The 15,846-nt window shown below is 67.7% G+C and carries 18 protein-coding genes; 5 read left to right on the top strand and 13 right to left on the bottom strand.

Translation table 11 applies throughout. The annotated features are described in order from the left end of the window. Positions 1-5: 5 nt before the first annotated feature. Positions 6-323, bottom strand: a complete 318-nt coding sequence (locus tag LT974_RS04665; protein WP_232589513.1) for an AzlD domain-containing protein — start codon at positions 321-323, stop codon at positions 6-8. Further along, complete coding sequence (locus LT974_RS04660) at positions 320-1,006, bottom strand: AzlC family ABC transporter permease (protein ID WP_232589512.1); 687 nt, start codon at positions 1,004-1,006, stop codon at positions 320-322. The genes LT974_RS04665 and LT974_RS04660 overlap by 4 nt, the downstream gene beginning before the upstream one ends. 221 nt (positions 1,007-1,227) lie before the next feature. Between LT974_RS04660 and LT974_RS04655 the strand changes: the two genes are divergently transcribed. Next, positions 1,228-2,496, top strand: a complete 1,269-nt coding sequence (locus LT974_RS04655) for an RNA-guided endonuclease InsQ/TnpB family protein (RefSeq protein WP_232589510.1) — start codon at positions 1,228-1,230, stop codon at positions 2,494-2,496. A 45-nt stretch (positions 2,497-2,541) separates the two neighbouring features. Here the strand turns inward: LT974_RS04655 and LT974_RS04650 are convergent, their stop codons facing one another. Then, positions 2,542-3,915 (bottom strand): NAD(P)/FAD-dependent oxidoreductase, encoded by a 1,374-nt coding sequence (locus tag LT974_RS04650; protein ID WP_232589509.1) that lies wholly within the window; start codon positions 3,913-3,915, stop codon positions 2,542-2,544. Positions 3,916-4,346: 431 nt separating this feature from the next. Here LT974_RS04650 and LT974_RS04645 point away from each other — a divergent pair, with 431 nt between their 5' ends. Further along, on the top strand, positions 4,347-4,550 hold the full coding sequence (locus tag LT974_RS04645; RefSeq protein ID WP_232589508.1) for a hypothetical protein: 204 nt from the start codon (positions 4,347-4,349) through the stop codon (positions 4,548-4,550). A gap of 15 nt (positions 4,551-4,565) precedes the next feature. Here the strand turns inward: LT974_RS04645 and LT974_RS04640 are convergent, their stop codons facing one another. The 7 genes from LT974_RS04640 to LT974_RS04615 form a co-directional block, all read right to left on the bottom strand. After that, the gene (locus LT974_RS04640) at positions 4,566-5,183 is read right to left on the bottom strand and encodes a response regulator transcription factor (RefSeq protein WP_232589507.1); all 618 of its coding nucleotides are present in this window, start codon (positions 5,181-5,183) and stop codon (positions 4,566-4,568) included. A 146-nt stretch (positions 5,184-5,329) separates the two neighbouring features. Further along, positions 5,330-6,004 (bottom strand): helix-turn-helix domain-containing protein, encoded by a 675-nt coding sequence (locus LT974_RS04635; RefSeq protein ID WP_232589506.1) that lies wholly within the window; start codon positions 6,002-6,004, stop codon positions 5,330-5,332. A 107-nt stretch (positions 6,005-6,111) separates the two neighbouring features. Next, a complete protein-coding gene (locus LT974_RS04630) occupies positions 6,112-7,362 on the bottom strand; it encodes a Glu/Leu/Phe/Val family dehydrogenase (protein ID WP_232589505.1) in 1,251 nt (416 codons plus the stop codon). Positions 7,363-7,491: 129 nt separating this feature from the next. After that, positions 7,492-8,640: a helix-turn-helix transcriptional regulator gene (locus tag LT974_RS04625; RefSeq protein ID WP_232589504.1), complete on the bottom strand. Its 1,149-nt coding sequence runs from the start codon at positions 8,638-8,640 to the stop codon at positions 7,492-7,494. Positions 8,641-8,777: 137 nt separating this feature from the next. Beyond that, a complete protein-coding gene (locus LT974_RS17725) occupies positions 8,778-8,906 on the bottom strand; it encodes a hypothetical protein (RefSeq protein WP_269069708.1) in 129 nt (42 codons plus the stop codon). A 282-nt stretch (positions 8,907-9,188) separates the two neighbouring features. After that, positions 9,189-9,602 (bottom strand): hypothetical protein, encoded by a 414-nt coding sequence (locus tag LT974_RS04620; protein ID WP_232589503.1) that lies wholly within the window; start codon positions 9,600-9,602, stop codon positions 9,189-9,191. Positions 9,603-9,655: 53 nt separating this feature from the next. Next, on the bottom strand, positions 9,656-10,951 hold the full coding sequence (locus LT974_RS04615) for a 5'-deoxyadenosine deaminase (RefSeq protein WP_232589502.1): 1,296 nt from the start codon (positions 10,949-10,951) through the stop codon (positions 9,656-9,658). Between the two features lie 105 nt (positions 10,952-11,056). Between LT974_RS04615 and LT974_RS04610 the strand changes: the two genes are divergently transcribed. Further along, positions 11,057-11,428, top strand: a complete 372-nt coding sequence (locus LT974_RS04610) for a hypothetical protein (protein ID WP_232589500.1) — start codon at positions 11,057-11,059, stop codon at positions 11,426-11,428. A 10-nt stretch (positions 11,429-11,438) separates the two neighbouring features. On the opposite strand, the gene LT974_RS04605 is transcribed toward LT974_RS04610, so the two are convergent. After that, the gene (locus LT974_RS04605; RefSeq protein WP_232589499.1) at positions 11,439-11,864 is read right to left on the bottom strand and encodes a hypothetical protein; all 426 of its coding nucleotides are present in this window, start codon (positions 11,862-11,864) and stop codon (positions 11,439-11,441) included. A gap of 119 nt (positions 11,865-11,983) precedes the next feature. Here LT974_RS04605 and LT974_RS04600 point away from each other — a divergent pair, with 119 nt between their 5' ends. Beyond that, a complete protein-coding gene (locus LT974_RS04600; RefSeq protein ID WP_232589498.1) occupies positions 11,984-12,730 on the top strand; it encodes a ribonuclease H-like domain-containing protein in 747 nt (248 codons plus the stop codon). 85 nt (positions 12,731-12,815) lie between these two features. After that, the gene (gene thiC / locus LT974_RS04595) at positions 12,816-14,258 is read left to right on the top strand and encodes a phosphomethylpyrimidine synthase ThiC (protein ID WP_232589497.1); all 1,443 of its coding nucleotides are present in this window, start codon (positions 12,816-12,818) and stop codon (positions 14,256-14,258) included. Here the strand turns inward: thiC and LT974_RS04590 are convergent, their stop codons facing one another. Further along, positions 14,259-14,759: a DUF7504 family protein gene (locus LT974_RS04590; protein ID WP_232589496.1), complete on the bottom strand. Its 501-nt coding sequence runs from the start codon at positions 14,757-14,759 to the stop codon at positions 14,259-14,261. Between the two features lie 26 nt (positions 14,760-14,785). Beyond that, entirely contained in the window at positions 14,786-15,808 is a 1,023-nt protein-coding gene (locus LT974_RS04585) for a carbohydrate kinase family protein (RefSeq protein ID WP_232589495.1), read from the bottom strand. Between the last annotated feature and the right edge of the window lie 38 nt (positions 15,809-15,846).

The raw sequence follows: 15,846 nt of genomic DNA, 5'->3' as shown, positions 1-15,846 counted from the left end.
AGCAGTTACGGTACCAGCGAGAGCGCGTACAGGACCCCCATCCCGACGACGACGGTGGCGAGCATGTCCTCGGTCCGCCACGCGACGACGGCCGCTATCGCACCCGCGAGGAGGCGGTCGTTTCCGAGGGAGACGGCGAGCGTGCCGTCGCTGAGGACGAGTTCCGGGAGGACGAGGGCCGCGAGTACGGCCGGCGGCACGTACGAGAGCACGCGCTCGACGCGCGGGGGAACGTCGTCGAGGCGACCGAACAGCGCGATGAACGACACCCGGAGGGCGTACGTGCCGGCTGCGGCCGCGAGGACGACCAACCAGAGACTCACTGTCCCACCCCCGTCTCGCTCACGAGCACGGCGGCAGTCACGCCGGAGAGGCCGGCGACGATGATGCCGAGATTCATCGGCGCACCGACCGCCACGACGGCGACGAAGCCGCCGACCGTGGCCGCGACGGCCGTCGGCTCGTCGCTAATCGACGGGACGAGCAACGCGAGGAACAGCAGCGGCACCGCGAAGTCCAACTGGAGGCCGTCGGGCATGCGGTTGCCGAACACCACGCCCGCGACCGTCCCGGCGAGGTACGTCACGTAGACAGCCGCGGCGGTGCCGAAGTAGTACGCCAGCCGGTCGGTGTCTTCGTTACGCTCGAACTCGGTGATGGCGATGGCGAACGTCGTGTCCAGGAGGAACTGCGCGCAGACGAGTCGCCAGCGCTCGGACAGCCGACGGAAGTGCGGCGCGATAGCCGCGCTGTACATCGTGTAGCGGAGGTTCACGACGACTGCCGTGAGCGCGACGACAGCGAGGGGCGCGTTGCTGGCCAGGAGATCGATGGCCGCGAGCTGCGACGCGCCGCCGAACACCGTCGCGGACATCGCGACAATCTGCACGCCGGAAAAGCCTGCCTGCACGGCCGCCGCGCCGACGACGAACCCGAACGGGATGTTGGCCGGAAGCGTCGGGCAGGTGTCCCACACGCCGGCCACGAAGTCCTCGCGTTGGCTCACTGATTCGGAGTAGGCGGCGACGCCCGCTTGAACGTTCCGACGCGGTGGCGTCCCGCAGTCACGGGGTTATGGAAGTTGCAAGGCTAAAACCCCGCCCTTCAGGGCGGGGATACAGCCGACAACTCCTCCATTAACCACGTTCGATGGCAGTCTAGATATTCCGCGCCTCAGTCGTTACGTTTAATATACTAATTCTCATAAGTACTTATGAACACAGTCCGATGCTGGAGACAACCCACACCCATCGAGCGAAAATCGCCAACCACTCTCAGGTGAGTGGCGACCTCGATGACTGCGGGCACTCCGCGTCGAAACTGTGGAACGTCGCTCGCTACCACACCCAGCAAGAATGGGATGACACGGGCGAGATACCGTCCGAAGCCGACCTCAAGCGCGAATTAAAAGACCACGAACGATACAGTGACCTCCATTCTCAGTCAAGTCAGCGAGTTCTTGAAGAGCTTGCTGAGTCGTTCACCGGCTGGTTCAAAAAGCGCAAGAATGGCGACACAGACGCAAATCCGCCCGGTTACCGAAAGCGAGGCGACAAACACCCACGCTCTACCGTGACGTGGAAACAGAACGGTATCAAGCACGACTCCAAGCACAACCAACTCCGTCTGAGCAAAGGCTTCAACCTCAAGAGTCACCGTTCGGACTTCATCCTCGCAGAATACGAAACACGACCGGACGTGACCGTCGAGAACATCCAGCAAGTCAGAGCTGTCTGGAACGGCGACCGTTGGGAACTTCACCTCGTCTGCAAAAAAGAGATCCCCGTCGAGGACGCACCGGGCGACAACACCGCCGGAATCGACCTCGGTATCAAGAACTATCTTGCTATCGCCTACGATGATGGTGATGCGGAGTTGTATCCGGGGAACGTGCTGAAGCAGGACAAGCACTACTTCACCCGCGACGAGTACGATACCGAAGGCGAAAACGGCCCGTCTCGTCGAGCGTTCCGTGCCCGTCAGAAGTTGTCTCGGCGGAAAGACCACTTCCTCCACGCGCTCGCCAAGCACATCGTAGAGCGGTGCATCGACCACGAAGTCGGTCGCATCGCCATCGGTGACTTGAGCCAGATTCGTGAGGACGAGAACGGTGACTCTCGGAACTGGGGCAAGCGTGGGAACAAGAAACTCCACGGCTGGGAGTTCGACCGCTTCACCACGTTGCTCGAATACAAGGCCGAAGAACGCGGCATCCTCGTAGACCGCACGAGCGAGCGAGACACGTCGAAGACGTGTTCGTGTTGTGGTCGGAAGCGAGACGCGAATCGTGTGGAGCGTGGGTTGTACGTCTGTGAGTCGTGCGAGACGACGATGAACGCGGACGTGAACGGTGCAGTAAATATTCGCAGAAAGATAACTCAGAGTCCCCCATCTGGGGATATGAGTAACGGTCGTTTGGCACGGCCAGTAGCCTACCTGTTCAATCAAACCTCGGGGCGTTTCGCACCGAGCGAACAGGTGGGTTGCGAACCGTAATATCCCAACGCTCGGGAATCCTCGCCCTTCAGCGCGGGGAGGATGTCAAAGCGTGTAGTCGCCTTCCCGAATCTGGGCGTACTTGCGCTTCCGGTAGCGGAACTTCGCGCGCTTGTAGCGTGTGTAGAGGCGGATGCCGCCCGCGGCCGAGCGCGCGTTCGACTTCGAGATAATCTTCCCGCTGTCGCTGGATTCGCGCATCTGCCGAGTGATGCGGATGGTCTTGTCCCAGTCGGCGGGTCCGAACTCCCCGACGACGTCGGCCATCGCGACGTTCCGCCGAATTTCGTCGCCGATGGCGTCGTGCCACGCGGCGTTGTACTCCTCGAGGTTGCCCTCGGCGGCGAGGCAGCCCGCGAGTTTCCCGGTGCGGTGAGCGACGTGGTCGCCGCCCTCGTGGAACGACGACGTCGCGCCCATCGCGCCGCCGACGACCGCGATGCCGGCGTCGGTCGGGGATTCGATGGGGCGCGTCGAGGAGATGGCGTACGTCTCCGTGCTGTTGGACTTCCCGTGGCCGTCCACGAGCGGGAAGTCCTCGTCGACGTCGTACTCGTCGCCGTACAGCTCGTCGAGGAGGCGCTGGAGGTACACCTTCCCGGAGGGGATGCGGTCGTCGTCCTCGCGGAGCAGGCGCCACTCGCTGGCGTCGAAGTCGTCGACGTCCAGGCCGATGGGCATCGTGAGGCCGACGCGCGCGACGCCGTCCCGGTTCGGGAACACCCACGGGTAGGCGGTCTCGCCGGGCATCCAGCCCCACCAGAACTTCAGCGTGTCCTCGTCGAACAGCTCCGCGGGGAACTGGCGGTACTCCTGGTAGGCGATGTGGTTGGCGGAGGGCGGACTGAGCAGTTCGCTGGCGCGTTTCCCGTCGGGGAGAAGCGGGTCGAGCACGCGCATCGTGACCTGGCGCTGCGGGCCGTCCGCGAGCACGAGGTACTCCGCCGTGACTTCCTCGCCGTCGCCGAACGTCAGCGCGTGCTCGTGGCCGCCCGAGAGGTCCGAGTCGACGCCCTTGACGCTGGTGCCGGCGACGTAGTCGGCACCGGCGTCCTCCGCGCGGTCGCGCAGCCAGTCGTCGAACTTCGCGCGGTGGAACGTGAACCCGAAGTTGTCGTAGTCGGCGTCGATGCCCGTGCGGTCCACGACGACCTCCTCGTCGGGGCCGATGAACGCCGCGCCCGCGAGTTCCTGCTCGACGACGTCGTCGGGAATCTCCGCGAAGTCGAGGTCCGCGACCTCCAGCCAGTAGTCCAGAAACCCCGCGGCGTCCGTCGAGTCCGGGCCGAGGCGGTCGCGGTCGGCCCGCGGCACGCCCTTCTCGTAGACGACGGCGTCCGCGCCCCGGTCGGCGGCCGCGTACGCGGCTGCCGACCCCGCCGGCCCGCCGCCCACGATGGCCACGTCTACGTCGGTCATAGTACTCTCGTTACTGTGCTGGCGTTAAAGTGCTTCGAGTTTTCACGCCGACGCCGACGGACCCCCCGACGGAGTCGCGCGTTCCCGGCGACGCCCGCTGGTGGTGTTCAGATAAGGATTGGTCTGACCGCAGCTTCAGCCGGCGAATCAGCCGGTTCCCTGGTGGATTGAAAGGGCGAGGTGGTCTCGACGAACCCCGGCGAAGTAAGCACGTGAGCGACCAACGGGAGCGAACGCGCGCAGCGAGCCGCGGGAGTGTCGTGAGTGCAACGAACGAGACCACGGGAGACGAGCACTGCGAGTCTCCCGACGGTCGAGACTGCCGAGGGCTTTCAAAAGGCAACGTCGTCTCCGCTACTTTCGTCTGCTTATCTGAACACTGCCCGCCCGCTCACCCGAACATATAAGTTCTACAATAGTAGTTTCGGGGTATGGACCGCGTACGCATCGCCTACGACGTCGTGCGAGCGTACGTGTACACGCTCCTGCTCGTGGCCGGTGCCACGGTCGTCTGGCTGCTCGCGCCCGAGATTGCGGAAGCCCCGCAGGTCGCGGGCCTGTGGTTCGCCGTCGGCGGGTTCGGCGTGCTCGTGCTCGTCACGTTCCTGCTCGCGCAGTACGCGCGCCACGTCTGAGCGCGGACCACTGCGTCAGTCGTCCGCGACGCCGTTCGGCGAGGAGAACGAGTAGAACTGCGCGTCGAAGTCCGTCGGCCCGAATTCGTCGACGAGGCCGTCGAGGTTCGCCTCGACAGCCTCGATGTCCGCGCGGAGTTCGTCGTACTCCGGGTGCTCGGCGAGGTCGCCGACTTCGCGCTCCAGAGCGGCGCGCTTCGAGAGCAGCCGGAAGTACCGCTGCACGTAGGCGTCGTACTGCTTGCGGTCGGCGAGCGACGCCACCACGCTCCGGATGTCGTCCCGGGAAGCGGGCTTCGTGACGTAGTCGTCGAACCCCATTTCGAGGATGTCGAGGCCCGGCTCGACGGCGGTCACCATCGCGACCTGGCAGTCGTCGTACTGCTCGCGAATCGCGGTCAGCACTTCCCGCCCGGAGAGCCCCGGGAGCCGCCGGTCGAGCAGCACGACGTCGACCGTCTCGTCCAGCAGGTCGAGGGCGTCCCGACCCGTGTGCGCGATGCGGACGTCGTAGTCGTCGCTCAGCCACGCGTCGTAGAGGCTCGCGAGCGCTTCCTCGTCCTCGACGACGAGGACCGTAATCGCGTCGCTTCGTGCGTCGTCCGCCGCACCGCCTGCATCCCGCTCAGGCATCGTCCACTCGTGTCCCAGACATACGCTACATCGGAGTGCCGATAGGAAAGGCGGTCTACCTCGATAGAGTGATGTGAACCGTGGCACCGACCGGCGTGGTACGTACGGCCGTGATAGCCGCTGTCAGTAGTAATTCTCGACGGAGTCTAGCCCCCGAAGACGACGTCGAAGACCTTCCAGATGGCGGCGTGGAGGTGCTGGCTGAACGTCTTCTGGGAGATGTCCATCGCAGCCGCGAGTTCCGCCTGCGAGCAGCCCCGTGGCTCGTCGAAGTAGCCGCGTTCGTAGGCGAGGTACGCCGCCTCCCACTGGCGGTCGGTGAGCGCGTCGGCGACCAGCGACCGCACGCCGCTCTCCGTGACGAACGGCGCGACGATGTCGCAACTGCGCTTGCCCACGAACGCGGCAGACGGGTGGGCGTCTTGTACGCGGTCGACGACGTACTGGAGGTCCGCGTCGGCGGGCACGACGGCGGTGATGCGAGCCGCGTCGTCGGTGGTGGTTGCCGTCTGCGTCAGCACGCCGAGGTGTGCCAGCGTCCCGACCACGGATTCGGTCGGGGAGAACTCCACGACGACCTCGTCGCCGACGGTCTGGAGCGCGTCGATTTCCCCGTCGAGAGAGCCGGCCGCCGCTCGCTCGGCCAGCTCGTCCGCAGCGCCGTCGGCTAGCCGCACGAACATCACGAAACCGTCGTCAGTCTGCAGCGAGTCCAGCAACTCCAGCCGGCAGTCCAGCGTCCGCGACACCCGGACGGCTGGGTAGGCCGTGTCTTCGACTGCGAATTCGAGTTCCGCGAACGCGGCTGGTTCGCCGGCCATCCGTGTCCGGTAGAAAATATTGCCAGGGCTACTTCACGTCTGGGCGAAAGTTAGGGAAAAGAACACGTCTGCTCCGGGCGGCCGCCGAACGCGTCGGGCCGCGCCGGTTACGGGAACAGGCCGCGGTACTCGTGGGCGTCCGCGGTGCGTTCGAGCGCGAGGGTGTACGCGGCGGTCCGCAGGTCCGGGATGTCCTTCTGCTCGTAGGCGGCGAGCATCTCGTCGAACGCCGTCGTTAGCCGCGCTTCGAGGTCGCGGTTGACCTCTTCGAGTTCCCAGGAGTACTGCTGGCTGTTCTGCACCCACTCCAGGTACGAGACGATGACGCCGCCGGCGTTGGCGAGGATGTCCGGCACGACGGGGACGTCGCGCTCCTTGAGGACGTTCGCGGCGTCGAACGTCGTCGGCCCGTTCGCGGCCTCCACGACGACGTCGGCTTCCAGGCGTTCGGCGACGTCGACCGTGATGACGTCCTCGATAGCCGCGGGGATGAGCGCGTCCACGTCCATCGTCAGGAGGTCGTCGTTGGTGATGTGCTCGTGAGCGTCGTAGTCTTCGAGGCGGCCGTCGTTGGCGACGTGCGCGCCGACGGCCTCGACGTCGAGGCCGTCCGGGTCGTAGATGGCTCCCGTGACGTCAGACACCGCGACGACGTTCGCGTCGCGCTCGGCGAGCAGTTGGGCGGTCACGCTGCCGACGTTCCCGAACCCCTGGATGGCGATGTCGGCGTCCGCGATGTCCGTGCCGAGGAACTCGAAGGTCTCCTCGGTGACGATGGTGACGCCGCGGCCGGTCGCCTCCACGCGGCCCGCGGTCCCGCCGACTTCCGGCGGCTTCCCCGTGACGACCTCGGGGACGGCGTAGCCCTGGTAGACGGAGTACGTGTCCATGATCCACGCCATCGTGCGCGGGTTCGTGTTCACGTCCGGGGCCGGGATGTCCGTGTCCGGGCCGATGATACGGCGGATGCCCTCCGTGTAGCGGCGGGTGAGCTGCTCGATTTCGGACTGCGAGAGCTCCTTCGGGTTGCAGATGATGCCGCCCTTCGCGCCGCCGAACGGCAGGTCCACGAGCGCGGTCTTCCACGTCATCCACCCCGCGAGCGCGGAGACCTCCTCCTCGGAGACGTTCGGGTGGTAGCGGATGCCGCCCTTGAACGGGCCGCGCGCGCCGTCGAACTGGCAGCGGTAGGCCTCGAACACTTCCACGGAGCCGTCGTCCATCTCCACGGGGAGACTCACGGACAGCGTCCGCTCGGGGTACTTCAGTCGCTCGAAGATGCCGTCGTCGATGTCGACGTACTCCCGCGCCTGCTCCATCTGCGCGAGCATGTTGTCCAGCGGACCGGTCTCGGTCATGTCTCGGCAGTATTTGCGCACTACGTAAGGAGATGCCGCATCGCGGCCGCCGTGAGACACGTTCGCGGTGGGCAGCGTCCGCGCGCCGTGCTCACGGCTCGCTGTGTTCGCGGCTCACGATGTTCGCCGCTACTCCTCGCTGATGTCCGCGTCCGGGAGCTTCAGGACGTTCTCGCGGCCGATACGGAACGACTCCAGTTCGTCGCTCTCGCGCATGTCCTTGACGACCTGGCTGGTCTTGGCCTCCGTCCAACCCATCGCCTCGACGACGTCCTGCTGTTTCGCGCGGCCGCCCTGCTCGCGGAGGAACCGCTTGACCCGCTCCTCGTTGCTCAACAGCTCCTCGGGCGGCTCCGTCCCCGCCGCTGCACCCGCGGTCGCGCCCGCACCGCCTTCCTCGGCGGATTCCCCGACGCCAGTCGTCGCTTCACCGGCACCGCCGCCACCACCGCCGGGTTCGGTCGGTTCGGGAGCTCCACCCGTGCCGCCGCCTTCGCGACGGAAGTAGAGCCAACCTGCGCCCGCTGCCACGAGCACTGCCACGAGCGCGCCGACGAGCGCGGGCAGCACGACGCTGCTCTCGCCGCTGGACGCGGCAGTCGTCTCCGTCGGCTCACTCGTCCCGGTCCCGTCGCTCGGCTCGAGGACGAGGCGCGGCTGGTCGGTGCCGAAGTCCGCCGGGCCGCTCCACCGCACGGACGTCGCCGTCTCCTCGGCGGGCACCGGGTCGACGTCCGTCGCCGTGTAGCCGTCCGGCCACGAGAACTGCAGCGACGTCTCCTCGTTCAGGTAGAACCCCGCCAGCGAGTCCCCGGCGACGATGCGCTCGCCGTCGGTCGCGGCGAAGCCGGACCACTCGAAGGTGTAGACGACGAATCCGTAGGAGTCGGCGAACTCCGCGCTCGTCTGCTGGAACGCCCGCACGGAGACGTTCTCGACGCTCATGTTGCGTCCGGTCGCGTTCTCCGCGGACGCTACCGTCGACTCGATGCGGGTGCGGAACCGGTCGACGTACCTCGACCGGTTCGCCTCGATGTCCGCCTGCAACTCCTCGAACGCCTGCGTCTCGTTCTCCGTCGTCAGTTCCATCCGGTACTTGAACGACCACGTGGCGCTGCCGTCCTCGTCGAGCGCCGCGGACAACGTCACGTCGTCCGGGTCGAACTCTTCCTGTGCAACGCCGAACGGGCCGTCCGGCGCACCGGTGCCCGCCGCTGGCGCGGCGACCGACGCCACGACGAGCAACCCGACCACCCAACACGCCAGACCGCGGTCCATACGCTCACTCCGGTCGGTGCGCTTGAAAACGTTGTTATCGCTGGCCCGCGGTCGTGTCACTCTGGTTCGAGGTCCCCGTGACGAAGCCACAGTCCACGCCGAGCGACGCGAAAATGAGAGAAAATCGCGGCTGGCCGTCAGGCCGACGCCGCGCTGACGGGCTCGCCACAGGTCGGGCACGCCGACCCCGACGGCGTCTCGTCGAGGTCGCTCGCGTGCCCCGTCCAGCCGCAAATCGGACACTGAACCGGCTCGCTCCGGGACATACTACGTCCAGAGGTGCGTGCGCCCGCCGGAAAAGCGTGGTGCCGGGTCAGCCGGCAGTGTTCAGATAAGGACTGAAACTGGCTTGATGTGCTCGCCGATACAGCCGGTAATCCTGGTGGATTGAAAGGGCGAGGCGTCTCGGCGAATCCCGGCGACACAAGCACGTGAGCGACCAGCGGGAGCGAACGCGCGCAGCGAGCCGCGGGAGCCGAGACAGCCGAGGGCTTTCAGCTGTCCCCCACAACTCTGCTGCTGGAAACTGCTTATCTGAACACCACCGGTCAGCCGTCCGCGGACTGCTTGGGTTCGGCCAGCGCCGTGAATTCGACGTCGTGGTCGAGCATGTACTCGCGGAACTCCCCGACCATCGCCGGCAGCGCGCCGAGAATCCCGCGCTCGAAGGAGACGACGACCACCTCGTCCTCGATGAACCCCGTGAACAGCACCATGTCGTCGGCGACCTTCACGAGCTGGGTGACGTTCTCCGCGCCCATTTGGGCCTCGTAGGCGGTCTTCGCGACGAGTTCCTGGAGTTCGGAGTCGGCGGCGTCAGCGTCCTCGTCGGTCCACTCGAGGTCCTCGCGCTCGTGGAGCACGTCCTGTTCGCGGGTGTCCGGGTCGATACGAACGAAAAAGCGCACCTTCCGGCCGGCGTGCGAGACGACGATGTCGCACATGTCCTCGGCGTAACCCATGCCCTGGTGTGCGAGTGGCTACCAAATAGAGCTGTGGGCGAACCGGCGAACGGTCAGTACGCGTCGGCGAACTCGCGGGCGCGCTCCCGGATGCCCGCGTCGTCCAGCCGGACGTGCTCGCCGTCCCGATAGAGCACTTCGCCGTCGACCATCGTGAACATCACGTCGTCGCCGTGCGCCGCAAACGCCAGGTGCGAGTAGGGGTCGTGAATCGGCGTCGAGCGCGCGTTGTCCGTCGTGAGCCCGACGACGTCCGCCGTCCATCCTTCGCGGAGTTTGCCGACGGTTTCGAAGCCCGCGGCCTTCGCGCCGTTGCGGGTCGCCATCTCGAAGACGGTGCGCGCGGGAATCGCGGTCGGGTCCAGTTCCTCGACTTTCCCGAGGAGGCTGGCCTGGCGCATCTCCGTGAACGCGTCCAGCGTGTTGTTGCAGGGCGGGCCGTCGTTGCCGAGCGCGACGTTGATGCCGCGGTCGAGGTAGTCCCGAATCGGCGCGACGCCGGAGGCGAGTTTCATGTTCGAGGACGGGCAGTGCGTGACGTGCGTGCCCGTCTCGGCGAGCACCTCGCGCTCGGTCTCGTCGGTCCACACGCAGTGCGCCAGCACCACGTCCTCGCCCGTCAACCCGACTTCGTCCAGCCAGTGGACGTTGCGCATCCCCGTCTCGTCCTCGACGGTCTCGATTTCGCCGCGGTTCTCGCTGGCGTGCGTGTGAATTCGCACGCCGTACTCGTCGGCGAGACTGCGGCAGCCCCGCAAGCACGCCTCGGTGCAGGAGACGGCGAACCTGGGCGTGATGGCGTACCGGATGCGGTCGTTCCGGATGCCGTCGTACTGCTGGATGAGGTCCTCGGTCTCGGCGAGCGCGGCGTCGGTATCCTCCATCAGGCCGTCCGGGGAGTCCTTGTCCATCAGGACCTTCCCCATGAGCGCGCGGACGCCGCCGTCGGCGGCGGCGTCGAACGCTTCGTCGGCGTGCGCGACCGAGAGGTGGTCGATGGCCGTGGTCGTCCCCGACTCGATTAGTTCGAGGTAGCCGAGGTCCGCGGCCGCGCGCATCTCGTCTGGCCCCATCGACGCCTCCATCGGGAGCACGTGGTCGAACAGCCAGTCCAGCAGCTCCTCGTCGTCGGCGATGCCGCGGCCGAGGCTCTGTACGGAGTGGATGTGCGCGCCGACGAGCCCGGGGACGAGCACGTCGCAGTCGACGCGCTCGTGGTCCGGGTACGCGTCCGCGAGGTCCCCGCGGTCGCCGACCGCCTCGATGCGGTCGCCGGCGACGACGACCGCGCCGTCGTCGATGGTCCGGTCGGCGTCACAGACGACAGTGTCGGCGCACAGTAGCGTCATACCGTCACCACGTACGCCGCCTCCGCCCCTAACGCGTTGCGGTCTCGTGCCTCACTGCGCGCGACTCGTCGCTACGTTGAAGCCGCCGGCGCGAAACCAGCCAGTATGAGCGCGCTCTCTCGATTCCGGTCGTGGCTCGGCAGCGTCGAGTTCGCCGTGACAGCCACGTCCGTCGTCGTCGCGCTCGCCGCCGTCTCGCTGGTCTTCTCGCACGTGCCGGGCGAACGGGACGCGTTTGCCCTCGTGATTCTCGCGGGCGTCGCGGTCCCGAACATCTACGCGGACTCGTGGACTGAGCGCCTCGACAGCCGGCTCGCGGGCGTCGCGTGGGCGCTACTCGCCTGTGGCGTGGTCGTCGTGTGCTACCTGCTCGTGTCGACCGGCGTGCGCGCGGTCGCCGGCGAGACGGCCGCGACCGTCACGGGGTTCGTGGTCACGTGGCTGCTCGGGTTGGTGGCGTCGCGCGCCGCGACGTAGTTCAGGGCCTTCAGGGCTGGCGGTTCGCGGCGTACCCGCCCACGAGCCCGCCAGCGGCGAACGCGACGGCGACGACGAGCGCCCCGCCCGCGACGACGAGGCGCGGCGTCGCCGTGAGGAGGTCGACGAGCGCGGTCGTCGTCGCGAGCGCGTAGTGGAAGTGGTGGAAGACGCCGACCGCGTCGCCGTAGAAGACGAGCCACCAGAACCCCGCGCCGACGCCGAGTCCTGCGAGGCTGCCGGACGCAGCGCCCGCGCGGAACGGCGCGTGGTCGGCGACAGCCGCCGCGACGAATCCGCCGACGACGCCGACCGAGAGCACGCGAAACGCAATCGTTCCGAGGCCCGGGTGGTGGTGTGGCATCCCCGAGACGGCCGCGAGGAGCGCGGCCTGCGCGAGGGCGCCGGCGACGACGGCGAGCACAGTTCGACGCACGACGAGGCGTAGGGACCGAACGAACTGAAGGCTTCCGCTGGTCGTGCTCGGTGTTCGTACGGGAGGCGCCCGACCGCGGGACCGCGACGCCTTTGTACCGCAGGCACCCACCGAGTAGTATGCGCGTCGAGAACTCGTTCATCCCCGCACCCGGCGTCGGCGAAACCACCGAGCGACGCCTCTGGCAGCACGGCGTCACGCACTGGGACGACTTCGACGCGAGCGCGCCCGGCGTCGGCGAGACCACCGCCGCGAACGTCCACGCGTTCATCGACGACGCCCGGGCGGCGCTCGACACGGGCGACACCCAGTTCTTCGCCGACGCGTTCCCGAACAACGCCCTCTGGCGGCTCTACGAGAACGTCGCCGACGACGTGGCGTTCTTCGACATCGAAACCACCGGCCTGGACAAGCGCGGCAGCGACGTGACGACGGTGAGCGTCCACCACGGCGGGAGCACCGAGACGCTCGTGCGCGGCGACGACCTCACCAGCGAGAACCTCGCGGAGCTGCTGGACGCCTCGCTCGTGGTGTCGTTCAACGGGAAGCGCTTCGACCAGCCGTTCGTCGAGCACAACTACGACGTCAGCGTGGACGCGCCGCACCTCGACTTGATGTACCTCTGCCGGCGCCTCGATTTGACCGGCGGGCTCAAGCAGGTCGAGCAGGACCTCGGCATCGACCGCGGCGGGATGGACGTCGACGGCCGCGAGGCCGTCCGGCTCTGGCACCGCTACGAGGACGGCGACGAGGCCGCCCTCGACAAACTCGTGGAGTACAACCGCTACGACACCCAGAATCTCCAGACGCTGCTGGACACGGTCGCCGGCCGACTCCACGAGGACGTCTTCGAGCCCCACGCCTGAGCCGCCACGCTTCTCCCGACGTTTGCCTACTCTGAGCCGCGGCCACCACCACGTTTTATTACCTGGTATTACCACCTAGTTATCCATGCCGACGCAGCTCGAACACGCCCGCGACGGGACGGTCACGCCCGCCATGGAACGAGTCGCCGAACGGGAGAACCGCGACCCCGAGTTCGTCCGCCAGCAGGTCGCCGACGGGCAGGCCGTCGTCCCGACCAACCACGAACACGCCTCGCTCGACCCGATGGTCATCGGCCGCGAGTTCGCCACGAAAGTGAACGCTAATATCGGGAACAGCGAGACGACCAGCAGCCGCGAGGAGGAACTCCGGAAGCTCCACACCGCGGTCCACTACGGCGCGGACACCGTGATGGACCTCTCGACGGGCGCGAACCTCGACGACATCCGCGAGATGCAGGTCGAGCACTCGCCGGTGCCCGTCGGCACGGTCCCCATCTACGAGGCCGTCACGCGCGTCGACGGCGTGCCCGACATCACGCCCGACCTCCTGCTCGACGTCATCGAGAAGCAGGCCGAGCAGGGCGTCGACTACATGACAATACACGCGGGCGTGCTCGCCGAACACCTCCCGCTGACGGACGGCCGCACCACCGGCATCGTCTCCCGCGGCGGGTCGATTCTCGCGCAGTGGATGGAGGAGAACGGCGCGCAGAACCCCCTGTTCACGCGCTTCGAGGAGATTTGTGAGATATTCCGCGAGCACGACGTGACGTTCTCGCTGGGCGACGGCCTCCGCCCGGGGTCGCTGGCGGACGCCAGCGACGACGCCCAGTTCGCGGAACTGGAGACGCTCGGGAAACTCACGCAGGTCGCGTGGGACCACGGCGTCCAGGTGATGGTCGAAGGGCCGGGCCACGTCCCGATGGACGAGATTCGGGCGAACGTCGAGCGCCAGCAGGAGGTCTGCGACGGCGCGCCGTTCTACGTGCTCGGGCCGCTGGTGACGGACGTCGCGCCCGGCTACGACCACATTACGAGCGCCATCGGCGCGACTGAGGCGGCGCGTGCGGGCGCTGCGATGCTGTGTTACGTCACGCCGAAAGAACACCTCGGCCTCCCCGACGCCGAGGACGTCCGCGAGGGGATGGCCGCCTACCGCATCGCCGCGCACGCCGGCGACGTCGCCGCCGGCCTCCCGGGTGCCCGCGACTGGGACGACGCGCTCTCGGAGGCGCGCTACGAGTTCGACTGGTCGCGGCAGTTCGACCTCGCGCTCGACCCCGAGCGCGCCCGCGACTACCACGACCAGACGCTCCCCGGAGACAACTACGAGGACGCGCGCTTCTGCTCGATGTGTGGCGTCGAGTTCTGTTCGATGCGCATCGACCAGGATGCCCGCGACGCGGACGGCGAGATGGACAACATCGACGCCGACACCGACCTCGGAGCGTCGCCCGCTGCCGGCGTGAACCTCCCGCCGGTCGGCGTCCACGACACCAGTGACGTACCCGAGAGCGCGGAGTTCGAAGAGCACGACCACGCCGACGACCTCGCGGCCGACGACTGACTAGGGACTGGCGTCGACGACCGTCTCGAACAGCGGTTCGACGACCTCGGCGAGGTCGTCGTCGGCGTCGACGGCGAGGTGGGCGTGACAGCGACCGTTCGCGGTGCCGACGCGGTGCGTGACGGCGTGGAGGAACTGGACGAGCTGCTGGCGGCCGGTCTCGTCGGTCGGCCGCGGCAGCCCGTCCACGCAGACGACGAGGGGGTTCGGCTCGGTGACGCCGCCGTCGAGGTTCGCAATCGTGTCCGAGACGACGATGCCGGCCTCCGCGAGCGCGAGGTCCTCGTAGACGCCGGTGTCGTACAGGTCATCCGCGCTCGCGCAGCACGTCCCCGACTCCGCGTCGGTAGTCGCACGGACGCGGTGCGCGTAGTTGGCGCTCTCGTTGGCGAGCCGACGGCAGGCGTCGTCGTGACTGGTTTCGCCGAGAACGAGCGTCGCGCCCTCACGGGCCTCGCCGGTGTCCGGGGCGCTAGCGGAGCGCCCTGCGTCGCCGCTCATCAGTAATTCTATCGAAAGGTTGACGGTTAATCGTTGTGGCTCCCGTCCCCAGCGAGCACCGCCGCCTCGCTCACGTACTCCGCGATGGCGGCGCGGTCGCCTGTCAACCCCGTGCCGACGTAGTACGACGCACACGCGTTCGCGAGCCACAGCGACGGCTCCCACGCCCACCCGCAGGCCCTCGCGAACCCGAGCGCAGCCGAGAAACGGTCGCCGCCGCCCGTGAACCGGGAGACGTCCGCCGTCTCGAAGTTCGGCACGGCGACGACCTCCCCGCACGTGGCGGCGACCGCGCGCTGCTCGCCGTGCATCACGACCGCGGTAATGCCCGCGCGCTCGCGGAGCCGACGGATTTCCTCGACGACGCTACCTTCGACGCCGACCGCCGACGCCAGCGACCCGAGTTCCTCGTCGTTCGCGCTGACGATTACGTCGTAGCGGTCCGCGAGCGCGCCCAGCGCGTCCACGAAGCCCGCGCGCTCGGCGGGCGTCCGCACCGCGACGCCGCCCGGGTCGAGCACGAGCACGCCGCCCTCGCCGGGGCGGTCGGCCGCGCGGTGGAGCGCATCCGTTGAGTTCGCCAGCGACGACCAGTTCGTCCAGACGACTGCGTCCGCGTCCAGCGCTTCGTCGCCGCCCGCGGCGACGAGGTCGTCGTACGTCCAGGTCCGGATGTCCGTCGACTCCGTGGTCAGCATCAAAGCGGAGTCCTCGAACTCGTAGACGTTCACGGACGCGGGCGCGCCCATCGAGTGACCGTCCGCGTCGAGCACGCCGAACACCTCGTGGTCGAGGTGGCCGTACAGTTCGACGTCCGCGCCCAGTTCGCGGCCCTGTATCGCCGCGTTCACCGCCTGCCCGCCGGGTTCGACGCCGCGGTGCTCGGTGACGAACGAGCGCTGCCCGCCCGACAACTGCTCGACGAACACGCTGCGGCTCTCGGGGGCGTGCCCGCGGTCGAGCACGCCGAACCGGCGGTCGACGCTCCCGTCCGGCAGCATCGTCATCGTCGGGGAGGGAGCGTCCGCGAGCCGCGCGGCCAAGTCCATACCTCGTGGTTCGCGCGACGCCACTAAATTCCCCGAGT

It is taken from the genome of Halobacterium noricense (assembly GCF_021233435.1).
Taxonomy (GTDB): Archaea; Halobacteriota; Halobacteria; order Halobacteriales; family Halobacteriaceae; genus Halobacterium; species Halobacterium noricense.
The sequence above is the reverse complement of the archived record's forward strand: the minus strand, read 5'-3'. Positions and strand labels throughout refer to the sequence as shown.

Bases quoted from the DNA above. Each gene is read 5' to 3' on its own strand.
- LT974_RS04625 (WP_232589504.1), bottom strand. From the start codon at position 8,640: ATGGACCGCGGTCTGGCGTGTTGGGTGGTCGGGTTGCTCGTCGTGGCG.
- LT974_RS04585 (WP_232589495.1), bottom strand. From the start codon at position 15,808: ATGGACTTGGCCGCGCGGCTCGCGGACGCTCCCTCCCCGACGATGACG.
- LT974_RS04640 (WP_232589507.1), bottom strand. From the start codon at position 5,183: ATGCCTGAGCGGGATGCAGGCGGTGCGGCGGACGACGCACGAAGCGAC.
- LT974_RS04600 (WP_232589498.1), top strand. From the start codon at position 11,984: ATGCGCGTCGAGAACTCGTTCATCCCCGCACCCGGCGTCGGCGAAACC.
- LT974_RS04615 (WP_232589502.1), bottom strand. From the start codon at position 10,951: ATGACGCTACTGTGCGCCGACACTGTCGTCTGTGACGCCGACCGGACC.
- LT974_RS17725 (WP_269069708.1), bottom strand. From the start codon at position 8,906: ATGTCCCGGAGCGAGCCGGTTCAGTGTCCGATTTGCGGCTGGACGGGG.
- LT974_RS04630 (WP_232589505.1), bottom strand. From the start codon at position 7,362: ATGACCGAGACCGGTCCGCTGGACAACATGCTCGCGCAGATGGAGCAG.
- LT974_RS04635 (WP_232589506.1), bottom strand. From the start codon at position 6,004: ATGGCCGGCGAACCAGCCGCGTTCGCGGAACTCGAATTCGCAGTCGAA.
- LT974_RS04610 (WP_232589500.1), top strand. From the start codon at position 11,057: ATGAGCGCGCTCTCTCGATTCCGGTCGTGGCTCGGCAGCGTCGAGTTC.
- LT974_RS04590 (WP_232589496.1), bottom strand. From the start codon at position 14,759: ATGAGCGGCGACGCAGGGCGCTCCGCTAGCGCCCCGGACACCGGCGAG.
- LT974_RS04620 (WP_232589503.1), bottom strand. From the start codon at position 9,602: ATGGGTTACGCCGAGGACATGTGCGACATCGTCGTCTCGCACGCCGGC.
- thiC (WP_232589497.1), top strand. From the start codon at position 12,816: ATGCCGACGCAGCTCGAACACGCCCGCGACGGGACGGTCACGCCCGCC.
- LT974_RS04650 (WP_232589509.1), bottom strand. From the start codon at position 3,915: ATGACCGACGTAGACGTGGCCATCGTGGGCGGCGGGCCGGCGGGGTCG.
- LT974_RS04655 (WP_232589510.1), top strand. From the start codon at position 1,228: ATGCTGGAGACAACCCACACCCATCGAGCGAAAATCGCCAACCACTCT.
- LT974_RS04645 (WP_232589508.1), top strand. From the start codon at position 4,347: ATGGACCGCGTACGCATCGCCTACGACGTCGTGCGAGCGTACGTGTAC.